We start from the raw sequence: 19,845 nt of genomic DNA, 5'->3' as shown, positions 1-19,845 counted from the left end.
TCGCTCAAACTATTCAGTGATGATAATAACAGTTACCATTGTAAAGCATTTTATTGTAATAAGTCAGTGGGATATCTAGAATAAAAGCAGTAAATAATATGCTTAGTTTATAGTTATAAACCAGCAATAAGGTAATTACAATTACTATTATAATTCAAGCGTGCATACCACAAGAATATCAAAATAGAATTTGATTATGTCGTGGTTGGTGGGGTTCGGCAGGTTGTATGCTCGCAGCGCGCCTTCCAGAGCATGCAGACGTTCATGTTTGCTTGCTCTGGGAGCGGTGGGGGTAAAGACTTAGCCGTTCGTGTGCCAGCAAGAAGGGTGTTTATGGTACCTAGTAAACCTTTTAAATTAAATAACTCGATGAGTCTGTTTTGTTTATGCCAACTTAGTTTACTCTTTCTCATAGTGCTATCCTAAATAATTTTGCTTATCTAGGACAGCCCCTTGTCTTTTGACGCATCGACCGCTTGCTTGACGGTATGAAAATCGCTGTGGCGCACGTCCGTGCCGCTACTGATATAAATTACCAGCTCGGCGATGTTGCGCGCATGGTCGCCGATACGCTCAAGCGCGCGCAGTACCCACATCAAATTCATCACTTGTGTGACTTGACGCGCATCTGCCATGACATACGTCATCAGCGCCCTTACCGCCGACTGGTACTCGAAGTCAACACTACCATCATCGCGCATCACTTCAAATGCTTCATTGGCGTGTAGTTTTTCAAAAGCCAGCAGCGCATTGTTCAGCATCAAGCGTACTTGGTTGCTCAGGTGCTGTACTTCATGGTGACAATAGGTGTTGTGATTTTCGGCGGCGATTTGTTTGGCCATATGCGCAATTTTGGTCGCTTCATCGCCGATGCGCTCGATATCGACTACGCCTTTACTCATCGCCATCACGTAGCGCAAATCACGCGCGGCAGGTTGGCGACGCGCTAAGAGCAGCAAAATATGCTCATCAATTTGCACTTCCATTTGATTGATATGGCTGTCGTGCTCAATCACCTGCTCCGCTAGCGTGCTATCGCTCTCAATCAAGGCGCGCATGGCATGCGCTACCTGCTCATCCACTTGCGCGCCCATGTGCAAAAATAAGGTCGTGGTTTCTTTTAAATCATGGTCAAAGCTGCGCGAGGTGTGCGCCATTTGATGCGGCATGATGGTGTCCTCATAAGGCAAAAATAAGACAAAAAAGATGCCGCAACAGAGCGGCATCGGTAGCAATTATGGCAACTTAACCGTAACGACCTGTAATGTAGTCTTCGGTCGCTTTTTGCGTAGGGTTGGTAAAGACTTGGTCGGTCTTGCCAATCTCAACCATATCACCCAGATACATATAGGCGGTGTAGTCTGAGATACGCGCCGCTTGCTGCATATTGTGGGTCACAATCGCGATGGTGTAGTCTTGTTTTAAATCTTCAATCAAGTCTTCAATCGCGCCTGTTGAGATGGGGTCAAGGGCGGAGGTTGGCTCATCGAGCAGCAATACTTCAGGTTTGGTGGCCACGCCGCGCGCGATACACAAGCGCTGCTGCTGACCACCTGAGAGTGACAGACCTGAGGCGTTTAGCTTGTTTTTAACCTCATCCCACAGTGCCGCTTTTTTAAGTGCCCATTCGACACGTTCGGCCAGATCCGCTTTAGACAGTTTTTCGTACAGACGCACACCAAAGGCAACATTATCAAAAATAGACATCGGGAACGGTGTTGGCTTTTGGAACACCATGCCGACACGAGCGCGTAGCAAATTGACATCGACCGACTTGTCTAAGATATTTTGCCCATCAAGGATGATTTGCCCATCCGCGCGCATGTTGGGATACAAATCATACATGCGGTTAAAGGTGCGCAGCAGGGTTGATTTACCGCAGCCTGATGGCCCGATAAACGCGGTCACTTTGCGATCTGGAATGTCGATAGAGATGTTTTTTAGTGCATGAAAATCACCGTAATGGAAGTTTAAATCACGGATTTGCATTTTCGCTGCTGGCGTTGCTTCTTCTGTTGTGCTGCTGGCACCTGCCTGCGTCTGTGTGTTGGCTTGTGTGTTGATAACAGGGGCCGATACAGGTGGCTGGGTGGTTTTTGTGTTCACGGCAGTGCTTTCTTCTGTAAATACGGATTTGGTCTTTGGTGTCTTGATAGCGGTGTCGGTCATGGGAGTATCCTTTTTTTCTGTCTGATATGCGTTTGTGTGGCAATGGCTGAGTCGCGGCCGTGATTAATGACGCTCACGCGCACCGATATAACGGGCGATGACATTGAGCGCAAGCACCGTAAAGGTAATCAATAGCGCCGCTGCCCAAGCCAAAGCATGCCAGTTGTCATAAGGGCTCATGGCAAACTGATAGATGGTGTTTGGCATGTTGCCCATGGCGTTACTCATATCTAAGCTAAAGTATTGGTTGTTCAGCGCTGTAAATAGCAAAGGCGCGGTCTCACCCGTGATACGGGCGAATGCGAGCAGCACCCCTGTGGTCAAGCCTGCACGCGCTGCTTTTACCGTCACGCTTAACACCAGCTTCCACTTAGGCGTACCAAGCGCATACGCCGCTTCGCGTAAGGTATTGGGCACGAGCAGCAGCATGTTTTCAGTAGTACGCACTACTACAGGAATCACGATAAGTGCCAAAGCGCACGCCCCTGCCCAACCTGAAAAGCTGCCGCCTTTTACCATCAAGGCATAGACGAATAGACCAATCACGATAGAGGGTGCCGACAGCAAAATGTCATTTAAAAAACGAATGACTTGACCTAGCTTGTTGCCGTCTGAAAATTCCGCCAAATAAATACCCGCCAACATGCCAATCGGCGCACCGATAAACAAACCGCTACTGGCAATCATAATTGAACCCACGATGGCGTTTCGCAAACCACCCTCTGTCATCGGCGGCGGCGTGTCTGCGGTAAATACTGGCATCTCAATCAAGCCGCTCATGCCTTCGATACCGAGCGTGACCAAAATCCAAAGCAGCCAAAACAAACCAAAGACCATGGCAAAAGACGCAAAGCCCAGTCCGACCTTGTTCCACATACGGCGGCGGCGGTATAAGCCGCGGTCAATCTTTTGCGCGGGCGGGGTTGAGACAGGTGACACAGCAGTCAAGCTAGACATGCACATATTCCTTTTGATTCATCGGTCGCTGGATTGACCGTTCATACAACATAACGCTTATTAAAAGTAGTAAACCGTGCGCAGCGACTTAGTGTCCTGCGCGCTTGTCCATATTGCGTAGCATCAAGCGCGAGATACTCAGTACCACGAAAGTAATCATAAATAGAATCAAGCCAAGGTGTAGCAGTGACGCCAAGTGCAGTGGGTCAGAGGCTTCGGCAAATTCGTTAGCCAGCGCCGAGGTAATCGACACGCCAGAGGCGAACATACTTGGGTTGATGTTAAAGGTATTACCAATCAAGAAGGTCACCGCCATGGTCTCGCCAAGCGCCCGGCCAAGACCTAAGATTACGCCACCAACCACCCCTGTTTTGGTGTAAGGCAAGATGATTTTAAACATCACTTCCCATGTGGTCGCGCCCATACCGTAGGCTGATTCTTTGAGCAAATTGGGCACCACTGAGAACACATCACGCATGGTCGCGGCGATAAAGGGAATAATCATAATCGCCAAAACAAGCGCGGCGGTAAACAGACCAATACCCATCGGCGCACCGACGAACAGCTTGCCAATCACAGGCAAATCGCCCAAATGCTCGGTCAGCCACGGCTGGATGTTATTACCAAAAAACGGCGCAAATACGAACAGACCCCACATGCCATAGATGATAGAGGGAATACCCGCGAGCAGCTCAATAGCGATGCCCAAAGGCTTCTTTAAAAAGGTTGGGCACAGCTCAGTCAAAAAGATGGCAATACCAAAGCTAATAGGCACTGCAATCACAATCGCCATAATCGAGGTCATCACCGTACCGTAAATCGGTGCCAGCGCCCCGTACTCGCCTGCGACAGGATCCCAGTTGTTGCTGGTATAAAAGTCAAAGCCAAAGGTTTGCATACTTGGCCATGCACCAACAATCAAGGAGACCAAAATTGCCCCTAAGCTCAGCAGCACAAACACCGCCGCTGCTTTGGTGGTATTTACAAAGACAGCATCCCAGCGCTTTTGTTTTGCCAATTGTGTTTGCAGATTGTGCCCTGCCATAGTCACCTCAACGTTGCTCTCATTACTCGAATAAATGCGCTAAATACAAGCGATGCAACGACGCCTGCGATCCGCCCCTCGGCTTGGTTACAGACGTCATGCGTTAACGGTTCTTACTGTGGGGTATAGACAGGGTTGCCATCTTTATCAACCACTTGTTTCCAGCTGTCTTTAAACAGTGCCACAGCAGTATCTGAGAATGGCACGTAGTCCAAATCTGTAGCTGCCGCGTCGCCTTGGTCGTACGCCCAGTTAAAGAAGTTCAGCACGCCTGCCACTTGTTTTGGATCTTGTGGCTGCTTGTGAACCAAGATAAAGGTCGCCGCAGCGATTGGCCATGCTTGTTCAGTTTCTGAGTTGGTAATGACTTTATAGAAGCCTTCTTGCTGAGACCAATCGATGTCGCCTGCAGCAGCAAAGCTGTCGATTGACGGCTGTACAAAGTTACCCGCTGCGTTTTTCAAGGTCGCGTGTGACATGTTGTTTTGCTTCGCGTACGCGTATTCCACATAGCCGATAGAGTTTTGCATACGGTTCACGTAGCTTGCCACACCTTCGTTGCCTTTACCTGCCGCGCCGCGGTCAGAGGTTGGCCACTTAACGGTTTTGTCCACACCGACACTGCTTTGCCACTCTGGTGATACTTTTGCCAAGTAGTCCGTGAAGTTAAAGGTCGTGCCTGAGCCGTCTGAACGGAATACAGTAGTGATTGGGCTGTCTGGTAGCGTCAAGTCTGGGTTTAGCGCTTTGATTGCCGCGTCATTCCACTTGCTGATGTTGCCAAGATAGATGTCTGCCAATACTTTACCGTCAAGCTTTAGTGCGCCAGGCTCGATGCCTTCGATGTTCACGACAGGAACCACGCCACCGATAACGGTTGGGAACTGAATCAAGCCTTCTTTTTCTAGCTCTTCTGGCGTCATTGGCGCATCCGATGCCCCAAAATCAACCGTACCTGCAGTGATTTGCTTGATGCCGCCTGATGAGCCGATAGACTGATAGTTCACTTGGCCTTTGGTCGCTGCATTAGACCTCTTGCAAAAGTATCAGTTTATTGACTTCCACTGACGCAGTTATAAGGGCTAGCAATGACTTATGCAAGAAGTCTATTGTAGTCCGCTGACCACTTAGCGTAGATAGGCTGTGGGAACGATGCGCCTGCGCCGGTGATATTCATCGACACGTTTTCAGCTGATGCGGCATTAGCGCGCTGAGTAGAGGCCGCGCTCGATTGGGCTGAAGCAGTTGATTCAGTGCTTGAGTTACTATCGGCAGATCTATTGCAAGCGGTTAAACTTAGAGTGCTTATGATGGCGACAGCCATAAATGAATAACGCATTGTTTCTCCTAAAGTTCACTATTTGTCATTATTGAGCAATTATAATTAACACTTCCGCTACTGCGGTATTGCTACTTGTGTTTTTCGACAACCTGTCTTGGCGGTTGATGAGCACATTATGCCGAGCAAATATGACAGTTTGATGACATAGAGTGTTTTTATGAATAAAGATCGCCTCAAAAAAATATGTCACGCTTCATTCTTATGAGGTTGGCAGGGATAGATTTATTTGAGAGCGGTTTGGCGATAGGATTACTGTCATTAAACTGTCATAATTATTGTTTTTAATGGACAGACGCTAATCAGTACTTATCGACTTTTTATTTCCTATTAGTACGTTAAAAAACAAGGCTGTAGTATGCACAACGAGCAAATTTTGATTGTTGATGATGAACCTGCAATTCGTGAGATGGTGATGATGACGCTAGAGATGGCAGGCTTTGAGAGTTTGCAGGCGGCCGATATCTCAGAGGCTCATCAGCAAGTCGTTGATCACAGGCCTGCGCTAATTTTGCTAGATTGGATGTTGCCAGGAGATAAGAGCGGCATTGATTTTTGCCGTATGCTAAAAAATGATGAGATGCTCGCTGAGATACCCGTCATTATGCTGACTGCCAAAAGCGAAGAAGATAGCAAAGTACACGGGCTCGATGCTGGCGCTGATGACTATATGACTAAACCTTTCTCCACCCGAGAATTGATCTCTAGGATCAAGGCGGTACTACGTCGTAGTAGTGCACTCAGTAGTGATAGACTTATCGAAATAGGTGCACTGAGCCTAAACCCCAAAAGCCAGCGAGTGACAGCGAATGATCAGGTTATCGATTTAGGTCCTACAGAGTATCGTTTATTGGCGTTTTTTATGAGCCATCCAGAGCGCGCTTATACCCGCACCCAGCTGCTAGATCAGGTCTGGGGCGGCAATGTCTATATTGAGGATCGAACGATTGATGTGCACGTTCGCCGTTTACGTAAGTTACTAAAGCCCTTTGGCTGCCATACGTTTATTCAAACGGTGCGCGGTACAGGGTATCGGTTTTCTGGTCTGATTGAATAACGAGAGTACTGTTTAAAACCGTATCGATTGTAATGTAGCCAATATTAAGGATAGTCAATAAACATGCTAACGCCGAAGGTCAGTGTAGAGACAAAACCTATGCAAAAAGACAATGTGCAAAAAAACAGTCAGGAGCAAGTATCTACTCAGAACAGTACCAAGCAACTCAAAAAGATCAGTAGCGCCTTGGGAGCTCTGCGAGATGCAGTGATTTTGCTCAATGACGATGATGGTTTGGAGTGGTGGAATCAGGCCGCCGAAGATTTATTATTGCTACAGTCAGCGGACCATGGCAAAAGTATTTTTGACTTTATTGACGTTCCTGAGTTCCGGCAATATTATCAGACTATGACGATACCCAATGATGGTGTCCATATAGCGTCATGGCGCGATCCCAATCGATATTTAAAATGTGAGCTTACGCCTTTTGGCGACGAGAAGTTACTTATCATTTATGATGTAACTCGTTTACAGCACTTAGAACAGATGCGCCGCGACTTTGTGGCCAATGTCTCTCATGAGCTGCGAACGCCATTAACCGTATTGATGGGCTATCTAGAAAACTTCTCAGATCAGCCTGATATGCCGCCGCGCTGGCGACGCGGTTTTGAGCTTATGACGCAGCAGACTGCGCGGATGAATAGAGTCGTTAACGATTTATTATTGCTGTCTCGGATTGAGATTGAAGAGACCCATGAGCTACATTATATTGATATGACCAAGCTGCTCACGCATGTCTATGATGATGCGCAGGCTTACAACCAAGGATATGGCCATACGCTGCATTTACAGATAGATACCTATGATGGTCTTTACGGCTCGGAGATGTATTTGAACAGTGCGTTATCCAATTTGGTGATTAATGCTATCAAATATACCCCAAAAGCTGGCAACATCGTCATCAGTTGGACTAAGACATCAGATGGCTGCCAGTTTGCAGTCACCGATGATGGGCTTGGTATTGCTCCAGAGCATGTCGCCCGATTGACTGAGCGCTTCTATCGAGTGGATAGCGGGCGCAGTCGCGCTACGGGCGGCACGGGATTGGGACTGGCGATTGTCAAGCACGTGCTCTATCAGTACGACACCACTTTGCAGATTGAGTCGGTAGAAGGGAAGGGCTCAACCTTTAGCGCCAACTTCCCAGCTGATCATGTCAGGGCGGCTCCTGTTGCTAGATAGTAGCAGTCCAATGAACTCCTTTTACCTTTTGTGCCTGATAGTCCGTAGCGTTAACGCTGGCTCAGTGCTTGACACTGTCATACTGAGTAGCCATAAGTTAGCAGCCGTAAGCTAGTTGCCCTGTTGTACTTGGGCGCCGAGTACAAGCTGAGGTGATGGGTTTACGTGCTTTTGCTCAGCGTGATGTAGATAATATAGCGGTGTATGCATTAGCTGAGGATATGGCAACCTCTATAGAAAGTTTGCGAAATAATGCATTTGCTCATTAAGCTGTGCTATTTATCTGTAATATTAAGGAAAAAATATGCGTATCACTGCCAATTTTGATGCCGGTAACATCGAGGTTATAAGTTTAGAGAACAAACAAGATATCCAACTGTCCATACGACCGGACGCTGGTGGCGAGTTTTTTCAGTGGTTTAACTTTCGCCTGTCAGGTGAGATTGGCGACCATTATGTTCTTAATATCATGAATGCAGGAGAGGCGTCTTATGTTAAGGGCTGGGAGAATTACCAAGCGGTCGCTTCCTACGATCGCGAAGATTGGTTTCGTCTGCCCACTACCTACAAAGACGGCAAGTTGAGCATAACTGTGGATATGGCTTATGACAATATACAAATTGTTTATTTTGCGCCATACAGCTATGAGCGCCATCAAGATTTATTAGCGACGGTACAAATGCACCCGTTAGCAACTTTAGAGCATTTGGGTGAAACGCTTGATAAGCGCGACTTGACATTAGTAAAAATAGGTAATGGCGATAGCAGTAGTGATGTAAATAAACGCAGCATTTGGATCATTGCGCGCCAGCATCCGGGCGAAACGATGGCCGAATGGCTAATTGAAGGACTGCTGTACAGCCTACTCGATGAGGACAATGCCACGGCTAAACAGCTGTTAGAAAAAGCGAATGTCTATATCGTGCCAAATATGAACCCAGATGGCAGTGTGCGCGGACATCTACGTACTAACGCTGCAGGGGCTAATCTAAACCGTGAGTGGTCAAATCCAAGTCTGGAGAGAAGCCCTGAGGTCTTTCACGTCATCAACAAAATGGAGGCCACAGGTGTAGATTTGTTTTATGATGTGCATGGTGATGAAGCGCTACCTTATGTGTTTTTGGCAGGCTCTCAAGGGGCACCAAGTTATAGTGAGCGCCTCGCACATTTGCGTGATAGATTCACCGAGGTATTGAAACTCGCTAGCGCTGACTTTCAGTCGGAATATGGTTATGAGATTGATGCACCGGGCACAGCGAACATGACAGTTGCCACTAATTGGGTAGCGGAGCATTTTGACTGTCTGGCCAATACTTTAGAGATGCCGTTTAAGGATAATGATAATGTGCCTGATGCCGATACAGGTTGGTCGCCTGAGCGTTCTATGAAACTGGGAGAAGCCTCATTACTTGCTATGTTAGCGGTCGTTGATGATTTGCGGTAGCTTGATGGCTAATGTCTAAAACCTTTTTTAACGCTTAAAATAATCGTTAAGTAGATACGGGTAATACTATCTCAACCACGAGCCCTGTGACACCATCTTCACGATTGCGCGCGCTAATCTGTCCTTTATGCGCGGCAATAATCGCCTGGGCAATAGCCAGTCCAAGCCCGTAACCGTCTTCTTTTTTACTGGTTTTATTAGCAATGCTGTTAGCAGTAGGGCTTGTTGGGCGTTGTCTGGACGCATCTAGGCGTACAAAAGGCTGAAATATACGCTCTAGGTTATCATTATCTATGCCTGCTCCTTGATCTATAATGCTTATTTTTAGTGTCGATGTTTGATGTGTAAGCTTAATAGTTTCAATCTTAGATGAGACGATAGAATGTGAGTTTGAATGGATAAAGGCATTACGAATCACATTTTCAAAAGCGCTATGCAGTTGCTCTCGATTACCGATTATAAGGTATGAAAGCTCATCATCACTACTATTGTCCTTATTTCTCAAACATTGCCATTCAACGTGCTTGTCATAAAACTCAAAACTCACGTCCTGACCAATCTCATCAAGGAGCATTGCTATATCTATCGACTCGCAGTCCTCAGGGCGCGCCACATAGCGCTGCATTTGCAGTGATTGAATATGAATAATTTGTCCAATCAGCTCATTCATTCGAGTGGACTCTTTTTGAATACGGTCAAGATAATGCGTCGCATTGGGTGCATAATCCCGAGTCAGCTCAGTCGCCACTTCAAGACGCGCTAGTGGCGAGCGTAACTCATGAGAGATGTCGCTGAGCATCTGCTTACGAGACATCTCGCTATCAGCCAGTCTATTAGACAAACCTGCAACATCTTTTGCGAGTATGCCAAGCTCATCATCTCCTAACTGTGATAAGTCATCCCCAGCTAGATAATTTCCTTCGCTCATACGGTGTACTTTAAGTTGAACGAGGCGAATCCGTTTGGACAAAGTGCGACTAAACCAATAACATGCCAAAACACTAAAAAGTAAAATGTTGGTCAAAAGCTTACTTGAGCTTGGCGCTCGCGAGCAGGCGGCATTACAGAAAGTCGAGAAACTATTGGCTGGCATGGAGTCGCGTTTTGCTGAATGTTTTGTAGAGGCACAGCGTTTAGGGGAGCTTGATGCTGAGCTTGATCCGCTAAGGTTAGCACGTCGATTGCAGGCAGAAGTCATGGGTTTGCGAGCCTTCGCGCAGCGTGATGTTGATAGTGCCGCGGTACGTGCACTGGCTGAAGATATGGCTTTCTCAATAGAGGGGCTACGTAACGATAAGTCTGTAGGCTAGTTCATTATCGTTCGTTCAGTAATAAGGTCGACTCAAAGCTTATATTTTGAGTCGACCTTCTATTGTACTTATCAGCATTCACGATTTAGCTTCTAAACGTTTGAGAGTATGGTAACCGCCGTAGATACGAGTCACGATAGTGATAGCACAGGCTGCAGCAAAGATACTGGCTAAGAGCACAAAGTGCTGTGGCCAAATACAAAAGGCAATAAATAAAGCTATGGTTTCAGTACCTTCGGTGAGTCCATTTAAATAATAGAAGCTCTTGTATTTAAACTGCGGCTTGTCGAGTTCAAACTTCTCAGCGGCTATGGCAAAGGCCAAAAAGCTAGAGCCAGTACCGATAAAGGCAGCAAGCAATAGCGCTCCGGCAATGACGTTTTGCTTAGGATCAGCGAAGATAAAGCCAAGCGGAATAGCGGCATAAAATAAAAAGTCGAGGGTAATATCTAAGTAGCCACCAGCGCTTGTGCTTTGGTTGGCATAACGAGCAAGAGCGCCATCTAAGCCATCAAAAACACGGTTGAGTATAATCGCAACCATAGCTGATAAGCCAGTAGTGGTAGCGCTACTATGCCAATAAGAAACCCAGCTAGCGTCAATTGGTCAGCCGTGATGCCGCGCTTATGTAAGGTGGCGGCTATCGGCGTTAGTATTGGTTTTATGATAGCCGTTAGGTATTTATCTTCAACGGCGTCTGCCGCCCACTGTATATAAGCATTTACCTGCGGATCACCGCCCCAAGCATGAAAATAAACGTCTTGGTTTTTGCCGCGCTCGTACAGTTGCTCCCAAGACGACTGTACGTTACGACCTGCCGCGCTGCGAGTCGTCGAGGCGCTACTAGCAGAGATACCTAGACAAAAGCTAAGCGCGATAGCGTAACTGCTATAGCGACTATATTGACGGAGTGTCTGAAAGGTCGGTGAAGCTAGCAAAGCGTTCATTACGTGCATTTGAGGTTTCATTATCGTTTTATATTTTTAGCGGGTCTATACTTTTAGCAGGTCTATATTTTTAGCGGGGCTGCTCATATAAATCACTAACCTCGGCGCCACGTATGGTACTTCTCAAGTAAGTTTAATACTTTTTCGGGCGCATGATTGCGTTTCCATTCACCTGCGGCATATTTATTAGCTTCCGCCCAAGTAGGGTACATATGAATGGTGCCAAGTATTTTATTTAACCCTAAACCATGCTTCATAGCCAGTATAAACTCAGGCATGATGTCTCCGGCATGTTCAGCCACAATAGTGACGCCTAATATCTTATCTTTGCCTGCTGGGGTGATAACTTTGATAAAGCCTTGGTTCGCGCTTTCTGTTAGCGCACGATCTAAGTCTGCAAAGTCATAGCGAGTCACTTCAAAGTCGATACCTTTATCGATTGCCTCTTGCTCATTTAGACCGACTCGCGCCACTTCTGGATCAATAAAGGTCGTCCAAGGAATGACGCGGTAATCTACTTTGAATTTTTTGAACTGCCCAAACAAGCCATTAACTGCTGCATACCACGCTTGATGAGAGGCAACATGGGTGAATTGATAAGGACCTGCGACATCGCCTGCCGCATAGATGTTAGGGTAGAGGGTTTCTAGATAGTCGTCAGTGCTTATGGTGCGTTCGGTCTCGATACCCAAAGCTTCAAGCCCGTAGCCCTCTAAGCGGGCACTACGACCTACAGCGCAGATTAATTGGTCATATTCAATAGCGGTTTCTTGCTGATCTGTATGATCACCATGGGCCTCAACGATGATATATTTTTTACCATTACGTATCTCACAGCGTGTCGCTTGCCTTGAAGTTAAGACCGTGACACCACTGTTAATGAGCGCTTGCTGGGCAAATTCTGAAACTTCACTATCTTCTTTTTTCATCAGGCGTTCGCCTCGCTCTATCTGCGTCACATTAGAGCCTAAGCGCGCAAAGGCTTGTGCCAGCTCTGAGCCAATAGGGCCGCCGCCAAGGACGACCAACTTTTTGGGAGTTTCCTCAAGCTCAGCAAATGTATTCCAAAGCGTGTCGCTAGTCACATAACCCGTTTCCTCTAAACCTGGTAAGTCTGGTATAAACGGGCGCGCGCCAGTTGCGATAACAATGGAGCGTGCGGTGAGTCTTTGAGTGCCACCCTCATTCAGCGTAATCTCTACCGTCCATGGATCGATGAGTTTGGCATAGCCTTTGAGGACTTCGACACCCAGTTCAGTATAACGCTCGACACTATCGTTTGGGGCGATATCTGCGATGATCTTATGCACGCGGCTCATGACATTATTGAATGAGAAGGTTGGCTGGGTATTATCGAGGCCGTAGCGCTCGCCATTGCGCATTTGCTCGGCAACTTTGGCACTTTTGATTAAAGCTTTACTGGGTACACAGCCATAGTTCAGGCAGTCGCCGCCCATCTCACCTGCTTCGATGAGGGTGACTTTGGCCTTAACTGTGGCCGCAATATAGCTGGTCACGAGTCCACTAGCCCCAGCGCCAATCACAATCATATTACGATCGAACGTTTTGGGCTTAGTATAGTTTTTATAGACGCGGCGTTTTTTTAGTAGATTGAGTATGCCCTTAGCGATCAATGGAAAAAACCCAAGTAGCGCAAATGAGGCTATTAAGTCGAACGATAAAATGCCGGATAAGCTCGTAATTTGCGCCAGTTGGGTACCGGCATTTACGAAGACAAAGGTCCCTGCGAGCATACCGAGTTGACTGACCCAATAAAAAGTTCGAGCCTTGATCGCCGTGACGCCCATTAACAGATTGATCAAGAAGAAGGGGAATATCGGCACTAAGCGTAGAGTAAATAAATAAAACCCCCCTTCTTTTTCTACACCAGCATCAATAGCGGCCAAGCGTTCGGGGAAGCGCTGTTTGATAGAGTCTCGTAATAAATAACGCGAGGTCAAAAAAGCCAATGTCGCCCCAATACTTGAGGCAAAAGAGGCGATAAGCAGACCTTGTACCAACCCAAATAATGCACCAGCAGCCAAAGTCATAATCGCCGCGCCAGGTAAGGATAAGGCGGTAACAACAATATAGGCTAAAAAAAAGCCACCAATGACCAACCAAGGCGTCTGTGCTTGGTATTGATTGAACTGAGCCATTGAGCCCTTTAGACCTTCAAGCGTCAACAACTCATTGAGGTCAAAGTAAAAAAAGCCGAGGGCTAACACCAATACGGCTACTATTAAAACTATCTTTTTGATCATGGGTCATCCAGCTAAATAATAAGGCAAAAGGGGTCTGTAAGTAACAGTGTAAATAGCAGGTTCTGTTCTTTTATTTATGGTTATCGGTTACCGCTTCAATATGAGCGGGCAAGCCTTTTTTATCTAAACTAAATTATCCCAATCTCTGAGTGAGAAAGTGAACGCTCAAATATAGCTATATTTACTTTTTTGGGAGCGCCTCTTTTTTTCCAGAATGGTGAATACTTCAAAGTATTTAATAAAGACTGCCGCTTAGTCATGATAGGGGGGGTCGGAGGGTTTTAGGTAATGCGAGGTTGGCTCTAAATACAGTGATTGGCGCGCCCACAGGGACTCGAACCCCGATCGATCGCTTAGGAGGCAACTGCTCTATCCTGTTGAGCTATAGGCGCATTTCAAAGCATTATTGTAAAAAAGTGGCGTGATAAAATCAATCTTAACCTTCTAGTGAATAGAAAGAGAGATTTATTAAAAATAGCGACTTGTCATTAGCTATTGGTTATAGAATCAGTGACGATCTCAGTGTCTTCTACTGCCGTTTTACCATTTGAAGTCGGGTTGAATAAGTCGTCTACACTATTTTGATAGCCATCAATATTGTCGAATTCATGCTGTCTTAGAATGTCTTGCCCAGTGCTTGAAATAAGGAAGTTGCGGAAGTTGATAGCGAGTGGTTTATCACTGAGTATGACGCCTTCAACGGTTTGCGACTCTCTCATCGCATAACCGAACGGGTTGAGCGTTCGGGCCTCCTGGTTCTCGGTTGTTGTTTGAGACTCTGGGTTTTTGACATCAGTCACTAAGCTGTTTTTTGTTGATGATGGTGCATTAACGATGTTATTTTTTACATTACTATTAAGCTCATCTTCTAATAACGCTAATAACGAATCAGATAACTTATCATCGGCAATGACTAAGTCAGTAGGATGAGTATTGTCCAAAATTAACAGGTCAGTAGCTGGCACGTAATTGGTTAATACTTGCATATGCGGATAACGCGCCTCGAAGCTAACGATTACATCGTCTAAAGGTACTTGCAGAGGCTGCTGCGCTTGAATATATAGCGTATTGGCAGCGGCATCGTTTTTGACGGCGTCGCTATCTTCTTCTGATTCGCCCTGTAATGATTTGACGTCTTCACGGCTCAAAATCGGTAAGGGATCGATATTTTTACTATTGTTCAGCCATAACCATGATATAACCCCGACAATAATAAGAAGCAATAACAGTATTATCCCTGCAAGTAGTAGCTTGTAGTCTCTCATAAAATATGGCTCTTATAATAAGGTGTTTTATCGCACTTACGACACTAGTTGTCGCAAGCGATGTTGGATTTGACTCATTTTGAAATAGTATACTGGTAAATCAGAGATATCAGTGGCACACTTAAGCGTTACCTCACTCATAAGACAACTATTAAGGTAACAAGCTCGCCTCCTAAAGCGGCTGTGCGCCATATCTTAACAGAAATAAAAAGCGGCCACGACTACAATACTTATCTTTTATCTCGCTATTACCTCATCTTGTCTTTTACTCGAATCAGATCGCTATCTATGTTTAAAATTATTCAATCGCACCGCACTGAGCATTTAGTTGCAGAGCTACTCACCGATTATCAATCGAAAAACCAGCCAGTCTTTGCTGAGTTTATCGTTATCGTGCCTTCAATGGTATTAGGCGACTGGCTCGATAAATCTATTGCTAGCCAAGCGGGTATTAGTACGTTAGTGACGACGACCTTTTGGGGCCAGTATCAGTGGACTTTGATGCAAAAGGTGTTAGCGCGTCATAATGAGTATCTGCTCGCGCATAATCCTGAAGCGTCAACCTTGAATGTACCTGAAGTGGCGGTATTGTCGCCTACAGTAATGCAGTGGCGTCTGTTTGGGTATTTGACGTACTATCAAGAGCTGATTGTCAAAGATGACAAGCATCCAGTGCACTCGCTGCTAGCACCGCTAATCGAGAAGCCGCAAGAGGGCAGCATACCTGATAAAGCGCAGCAAGACGTGCGTATTTGGCAGCTGGCAAGTGATTTGGCGCGAGTGTTTAATCGCTACTTAACCCACCGTGAGGACTGGCTAGCGCTTTGGTCCCAGAACAAGCTATTAGATGTCGATAAGCTGATAGCTGACAAAGATGCTTTGTCGCTGCGTTTTGATCAGTATGCTCGCGCCACCCCTGATTGGCTAGTAGCACATTATGTTGAGTTAGAAGTCGCTCAGCGTTTTTTATGGCTACACTTGTTTGCTGATGTGCACCAGCACCGCGTTGAGATTGAAAATACCTTTTGGTCAGCTCTTGAGCATAATAAGGCGAATGAGCGTGAACCGTTACCTACTGTGCTACGCATATTTACCATTCAGCAACTGCCGCAGACGGAGCTTGACTTCTTGCAACGCTTGTCGAAATACATGGATATCACCCTGCTGCACTACAATCCCTCAAAGCTATTTTGGGCGGATATCGTCGATAAGTCTTGGCTGCAGCGCCAGCAGATTATTAACCCTGAAAGTGTGTTCTTACGCGATTATGGTCATAGTTTGCTGTCGCGTTTGGGTAAGCAGTCGCGTGATACTTTCGCTATGCTGGCGAATTTATCAGGCAATGAGCAATATGAAGAAGACTTAGTAGAATGGCACGATAATTTCGATACGAGCGCTGAGGGTCTCATCGATCATGCTTATAGCAGTGAGGAATGGACTGTTGAAGCAGATAGTGCACAAAATAATTCGAGTTTACTCAGGCGTTTGCAAAATGATGTATTGATGCTCGATGAGCAAGCGACCCAGCAAGCAACCGCTGTGCAAGTCTCGCAAGCAGTCAATGAGCAAATAGAGCTAAGTTTTGAGCAAGAAGTGCAGTGGTTTGATGATGAGGCATTAGAGAACAAGCGCTTTGACAAACAGCGATACTGGGAGATGTCGGCTCAAGATAATAGCCTAAGCATTCATTCTTGCCATAATTTGCAGCGCCAGTTAGAAGTGCTACGTATTATGATTGGGCGCTGGCTTAACGAGCCGATCAGAGCGGGCGAAAAAAAACGCCATATCTCAGAGATTGTCGTGCTGATGCCTGATGTTGAGCGCCATCATGAACTGATCAGCTCTATTTTTGTCAGTGGCAAAGGGCAAGATGGTTTGACTTTGCCAGCCAAAGTGACTGGCGTGGTCGATACCGATATTCGCCAACTGTGGGAAGCTATTATCGGTTTTTATAAGCTCCTTGGTAGTCATAGCGCGCGTTTTGAGGCCGCTGAGGTTCTTGATTGGTTCATGTTACCACCTTTGTATGAGAGTTTTGGACTGACGCATGAGCAGATGAGCCGCGGCTGTGATTTATTAGTAGAGGCGGGGTTTATCCGCGGCTTTGATGAGCAGCACCTCAAGCAGACTCTAGACGCCAACGACTATGACTACCGCTTCAGCTTCGCTCAAGCATTAGATAGATTGGCTCTTGGCTTAATTATGCCTGAGGCAAGCGCGAGTGATTGTTTGTATCCTCTTGCAGAGGCAGACTGGCCGAGTACGGCTATGCCTGAGATGAGCCTGCCATTACCGCAGATGAGTTTGGATGATGGCATGATCGTTGAGGCATTTTGTCGTATCTATGCAGGCTTGACTGAGCGCCGTCATGATCACACTCAAAAGAAAAAAGCTGAAGAGTGGCTGTCCCAAATCGAGACGCAAGTGATCCATCGCTACTTCGGTGAGGTCGATCAGACGCGTACGATGCGCGCGATCTACAACGCGATGAATGGCTTTAAATCTAGCCTTCGCGCCAATCGTCATTACCGGCAGTACGCGAGTGACGATACTGACAATCACGAGGTAGAACAACGGCTTGCGGGCGTTGAGCAATTACCGCTTAAGCTAAGCTTTATGCTTGATAGTATCGAAGCTGAACTTGAGAGTCAGCAAGTCAGTGCCGAGCCGACGGGAGTGATTACCTTTGGTCGCTTTGGCGCTCTTAGAAACGTACCGTTTGAGCTGGTTGTCATGCTCAATATGAATCTCTCCGAGTTCCCGGACCGCGATCGTAACAACCGCTATGACTTGATGAAAACTACTATGGCTCGCCGCGGAGATAGAGTCAGTGAGGATGACGATAACGGTGCGTTTTTAGATGCGCTATTATGTGCGCGCAGTGCCTGCTGGATATTTTATAACGGTCAAAGTCTCACCGATACTCATGAGCATCTACCCGCCAATCCTGTCAGTGAGTTGTTACAGTTTTTGCAAGGTGAAGTACAATGGCAAGTCAGCTCGCTTGAAGCATTAGAGGCATTGCCTGAGAGTGTTGACGCGACTACTGAGCAGCTAAAGCGCTATCTGCCTAAGCTCATCAAGCAGTGGCTAGTCACTGAGCATCCAGCTCTACCTTTCCACGAGAGTCTGTTTGAATCTATGATTGAAGAGGATGGGGCTCTTAATACAACAAACAGTGTTGATGCTCACAAGCAAAGCGAAGTGGCGGATACTGCCAACCTTGACGCCCATGCGTCCACTGACGCTAGCGATGAGTTAGATGCACTCTTAGATCAAGCTATGCAAAAAACTAAGCTGGCACAAAAAAAGCAATTTCCACCTGCACCGATTTGGCAAGCTGTTTTTGATACCCTAAAGAGCCGCGTGCCAAGCAAACGCTTGCAATTCGTTGGTTTGCCCACAAAATCGCAATATGAAGCGATCGCTCAAGTACTTGGACGCAGTTTAGGTGAGCTTGGACAAGTCGATTATAAAGATTTGCAAGCATTGATCGAACTGCTGGCGCTCGATATGAAAACCAATGCACACGACACAAATAATGCAGACTTAACGACTATGCTCAGTCAAACCCTATTTGATATTCATGAGATAGACGTAGAAGGCGTGCTGGCCTATCAAGTCCGTCATCCTGCCAAGGCCTTTTTGCGCGCTCAAGAGGTGCATGTCATGCAAGGGGAGCAAGCAAGGGCGCAGCAAGAGCCACTATTTTTGGACGGCTTAAGCAATTATCAGATTACAGATCATCTCATTAATGAGCTCGCTACTAGTACCGTTTATACCAATCCAGATAGCTATTCTGCTAACTCTGAACACAACTCTGCTAACTTTGAACTTGATGCTCAAGCGAGTTATTCAACTTTAATGTACCAAAAGATCATGCCGGCAGGTATCGCACGGCAAACCACCTTAGTAAATGAGCGGCAAAAGCTCCAACAGCAGTGTCTAGAGTTTCAAGAGCAGCTGATGGCTAATGGTTTTGCTAACACAGATGTGTTACTAGCAAGAGTAGAGGACAAGTCTAGTGTCTTACGACTGATAACCCCAACCACTGAGCATCCTGTGCGGGTAGAGTTAGCAACCGTTTTTAATAGCGATCTAAATAGCGCTGATAAAGAGCCCGGCAGTCAGCATGAGTCCCTACTGCGATTATTACCTAAAGTTATTAAATTAAAAGGGCAGGTACCGATAGCGGCTCATGGCGAGGATATTCATTTGCACTCCAATACTGCTTATAGCGAGCAATCGCCTAAGCAGTGGCTCAATGTATTGCCTAATGCGGCTAGTCCCAAACATTTACTCAAGTTCTGGTTATCGCATTTATACTGGCAAGTCGCAAGACGTACCACGGCCGCGCAAGTCACCTTGAATGATGGTGTGAGCATATGGCGCTTTAACAAGTCTAGATCAGGGGTGAAGAAGTTTGAGAAGTCAGTTGCCTTTAAGATCGCTCCTATCGTCTATGAAGACGCCATACTAGAGCTGATAAAGTGGGCAATCTTTGCCCAGCTCGTCGGTCAAGTGCCTATTACGATACTGCCAGAGTATGCGCTCAGTTATCTAGAAAAACAGAAAAAATCGCAGGACAGTGATAGTGGCAACTATTGGCCAAAACGCGCAGATTTCTCAGACTGGCTAAGGCCGAGTTATCAGGCAGATATGATTTATGATACTTGTTCGCAGCATGCTATATGGCAATACGTCTTGCGCGATCAAGATACTTTTAAAGCTTTAGCTACAGCATTGACGACTATCACACAGCCTTTATATGAGCCAATGTTTGACGCTTTGGAAGGGTTAGACGGTTAGTCCTTTATACCGCTTAAGATAGCTAATTTTGTAATCCAAATTAAATTGATAATAATT

At 46.4% G+C, this 19,845-nt stretch carries 14 protein-coding genes, 1 tRNA gene and 1 pseudogene; 5 read left to right on the top strand and 11 right to left on the bottom strand.

The window, feature by feature from the left end; genetic code table 11:
• Window positions 1-440: 440 nt before the first annotated feature.
• From phoU to pstS, 5 genes and pseudogenes are all read right to left on the bottom strand, one after another.
• Complete coding sequence (gene phoU, locus JMY03_RS08085; protein WP_201559309.1) at window positions 441-1,169, bottom strand: phosphate signaling complex protein PhoU; 729 nt, start codon at window positions 1,167-1,169, stop codon at window positions 441-443.
• Between the two features lie 76 nt (window positions 1,170-1,245).
• Entirely contained in the window at window positions 1,246-2,169 is a 924-nt protein-coding gene (pstB, locus tag JMY03_RS08080) for a phosphate ABC transporter ATP-binding protein PstB (protein ID WP_201559310.1), read from the bottom strand.
• Between the two features lie 63 nt (window positions 2,170-2,232).
• Window positions 2,233-3,045 carry a phosphate ABC transporter permease PstA gene (gene pstA / locus JMY03_RS08075; RefSeq protein ID WP_227675579.1) on the bottom strand — a complete coding sequence of 271 codons (813 nt, stop codon included), beginning with the start codon at window positions 3,043-3,045 and terminating at the stop codon, window positions 2,233-2,235.
• A gap of 169 nt (window positions 3,046-3,214) precedes the next feature.
• The gene (pstC, locus tag JMY03_RS08070) at window positions 3,215-4,171 is read right to left on the bottom strand and encodes a phosphate ABC transporter permease subunit PstC (RefSeq protein ID WP_201602799.1); all 957 of its coding nucleotides are present in this window, start codon (window positions 4,169-4,171) and stop codon (window positions 3,215-3,217) included.
• Between the two features lie 113 nt (window positions 4,172-4,284).
• Window positions 4,285-5,510, bottom strand: a pseudogene (gene pstS / locus JMY03_RS08065) (phosphate ABC transporter substrate-binding protein PstS).
• Window positions 5,511-5,868: 358 nt separating this feature from the next.
• Here pstS and phoB point away from each other — a divergent pair.
• The 3 genes from phoB (at window position 5,869) to JMY03_RS08050 (ending at window position 9,193) form a co-directional block, all read left to right on the top strand.
• Window positions 5,869-6,567 carry a phosphate regulon transcriptional regulator PhoB gene (gene phoB, locus JMY03_RS08060; RefSeq protein WP_201602797.1) on the top strand — a complete coding sequence of 233 codons (699 nt, stop codon included), beginning with the start codon at window positions 5,869-5,871 and terminating at the stop codon, window positions 6,565-6,567.
• 63 nt (window positions 6,568-6,630) lie between these two features.
• On the top strand, window positions 6,631-7,749 hold the full coding sequence (phoR, locus tag JMY03_RS08055; protein ID WP_227675555.1) for a phosphate regulon sensor histidine kinase PhoR: 1,119 nt from the start codon (window positions 6,631-6,633) through the stop codon (window positions 7,747-7,749).
• Between the two features lie 304 nt (window positions 7,750-8,053).
• Window positions 8,054-9,193, top strand: coding sequence for a M14 family metallopeptidase (locus JMY03_RS08050; protein ID WP_201602795.1), 1,140 nt, complete (start codon window positions 8,054-8,056; stop codon window positions 9,191-9,193).
• 46 nt (window positions 9,194-9,239) lie between these two features.
• Here the strand turns inward: JMY03_RS08050 and JMY03_RS08045 are convergent, their stop codons facing one another.
• Window positions 9,240-10,121: a sensor histidine kinase gene (locus tag JMY03_RS08045; protein ID WP_227675554.1), complete on the bottom strand. Its 882-nt coding sequence runs from the start codon at window positions 10,119-10,121 to the stop codon at window positions 9,240-9,242.
• Window positions 10,122-10,206: 85 nt separating this feature from the next.
• Between JMY03_RS08045 and JMY03_RS13130 the strand changes: the two genes are divergently transcribed.
• Window positions 10,207-10,503, top strand: a complete 297-nt coding sequence (locus JMY03_RS13130; RefSeq protein ID WP_265089618.1) for a TetR family transcriptional regulator C-terminal domain-containing protein — start codon at window positions 10,207-10,209, stop codon at window positions 10,501-10,503.
• A gap of 78 nt (window positions 10,504-10,581) precedes the next feature.
• Here JMY03_RS13130 and JMY03_RS08040 read toward each other — a convergent pair whose 3' ends face one another.
• The 5 genes from JMY03_RS08040 to JMY03_RS08025 all read right to left on the bottom strand — a co-directional run bounded on the left by JMY03_RS08040 (window position 10,582) and on the right by JMY03_RS08025 (window position 14,979).
• Window positions 10,582-11,046 carry a CDP-alcohol phosphatidyltransferase family protein gene (locus tag JMY03_RS08040; protein WP_265089617.1) on the bottom strand — a complete coding sequence of 155 codons (465 nt, stop codon included), beginning with the start codon at window positions 11,044-11,046 and terminating at the stop codon, window positions 10,582-10,584.
• Window positions 11,007-11,459, bottom strand: a complete 453-nt coding sequence (locus tag JMY03_RS13285) for a hypothetical protein (RefSeq protein WP_265089616.1) — start codon at window positions 11,457-11,459, stop codon at window positions 11,007-11,009. Before JMY03_RS13285 ends, JMY03_RS08040 begins: the two co-directional genes overlap by 40 nt.
• Window positions 11,460-11,545: 86 nt before the next feature.
• Window positions 11,546-13,714 (bottom strand): FAD-dependent oxidoreductase, encoded by a 2,169-nt coding sequence (locus tag JMY03_RS08035; RefSeq protein ID WP_201602790.1) that lies wholly within the window; start codon window positions 13,712-13,714, stop codon window positions 11,546-11,548.
• Window positions 13,715-14,030: 316 nt separating this feature from the next.
• Window positions 14,031-14,106 (bottom strand) — tRNA-Arg (locus JMY03_RS08030).
• 96 nt (window positions 14,107-14,202) lie between these two features.
• On the bottom strand, window positions 14,203-14,979 hold the full coding sequence (locus tag JMY03_RS08025) for a hypothetical protein (RefSeq protein ID WP_201602787.1): 777 nt from the start codon (window positions 14,977-14,979) through the stop codon (window positions 14,203-14,205).
• A 288-nt stretch (window positions 14,980-15,267) separates the two neighbouring features.
• Between JMY03_RS08025 and JMY03_RS08020 the strand changes: the two genes are divergently transcribed.
• On the top strand, window positions 15,268-19,788 hold the full coding sequence (locus tag JMY03_RS08020; protein ID WP_201602784.1) for an exodeoxyribonuclease V subunit gamma: 4,521 nt from the start codon (window positions 15,268-15,270) through the stop codon (window positions 19,786-19,788).
• Window positions 19,789-19,845: the final 57 nt, after the last annotated feature.

The sequence above is a fragment of the Psychrobacter submarinus genome (assembly GCF_904846685.1).
GTDB lineage: Bacteria > Pseudomonadota > Gammaproteobacteria > Pseudomonadales > Moraxellaceae > Psychrobacter > Psychrobacter submarinus.
The sequence above is the reverse complement of the archived record's forward strand: the minus strand, read 5'-3'. Positions and strand labels throughout refer to the sequence as shown.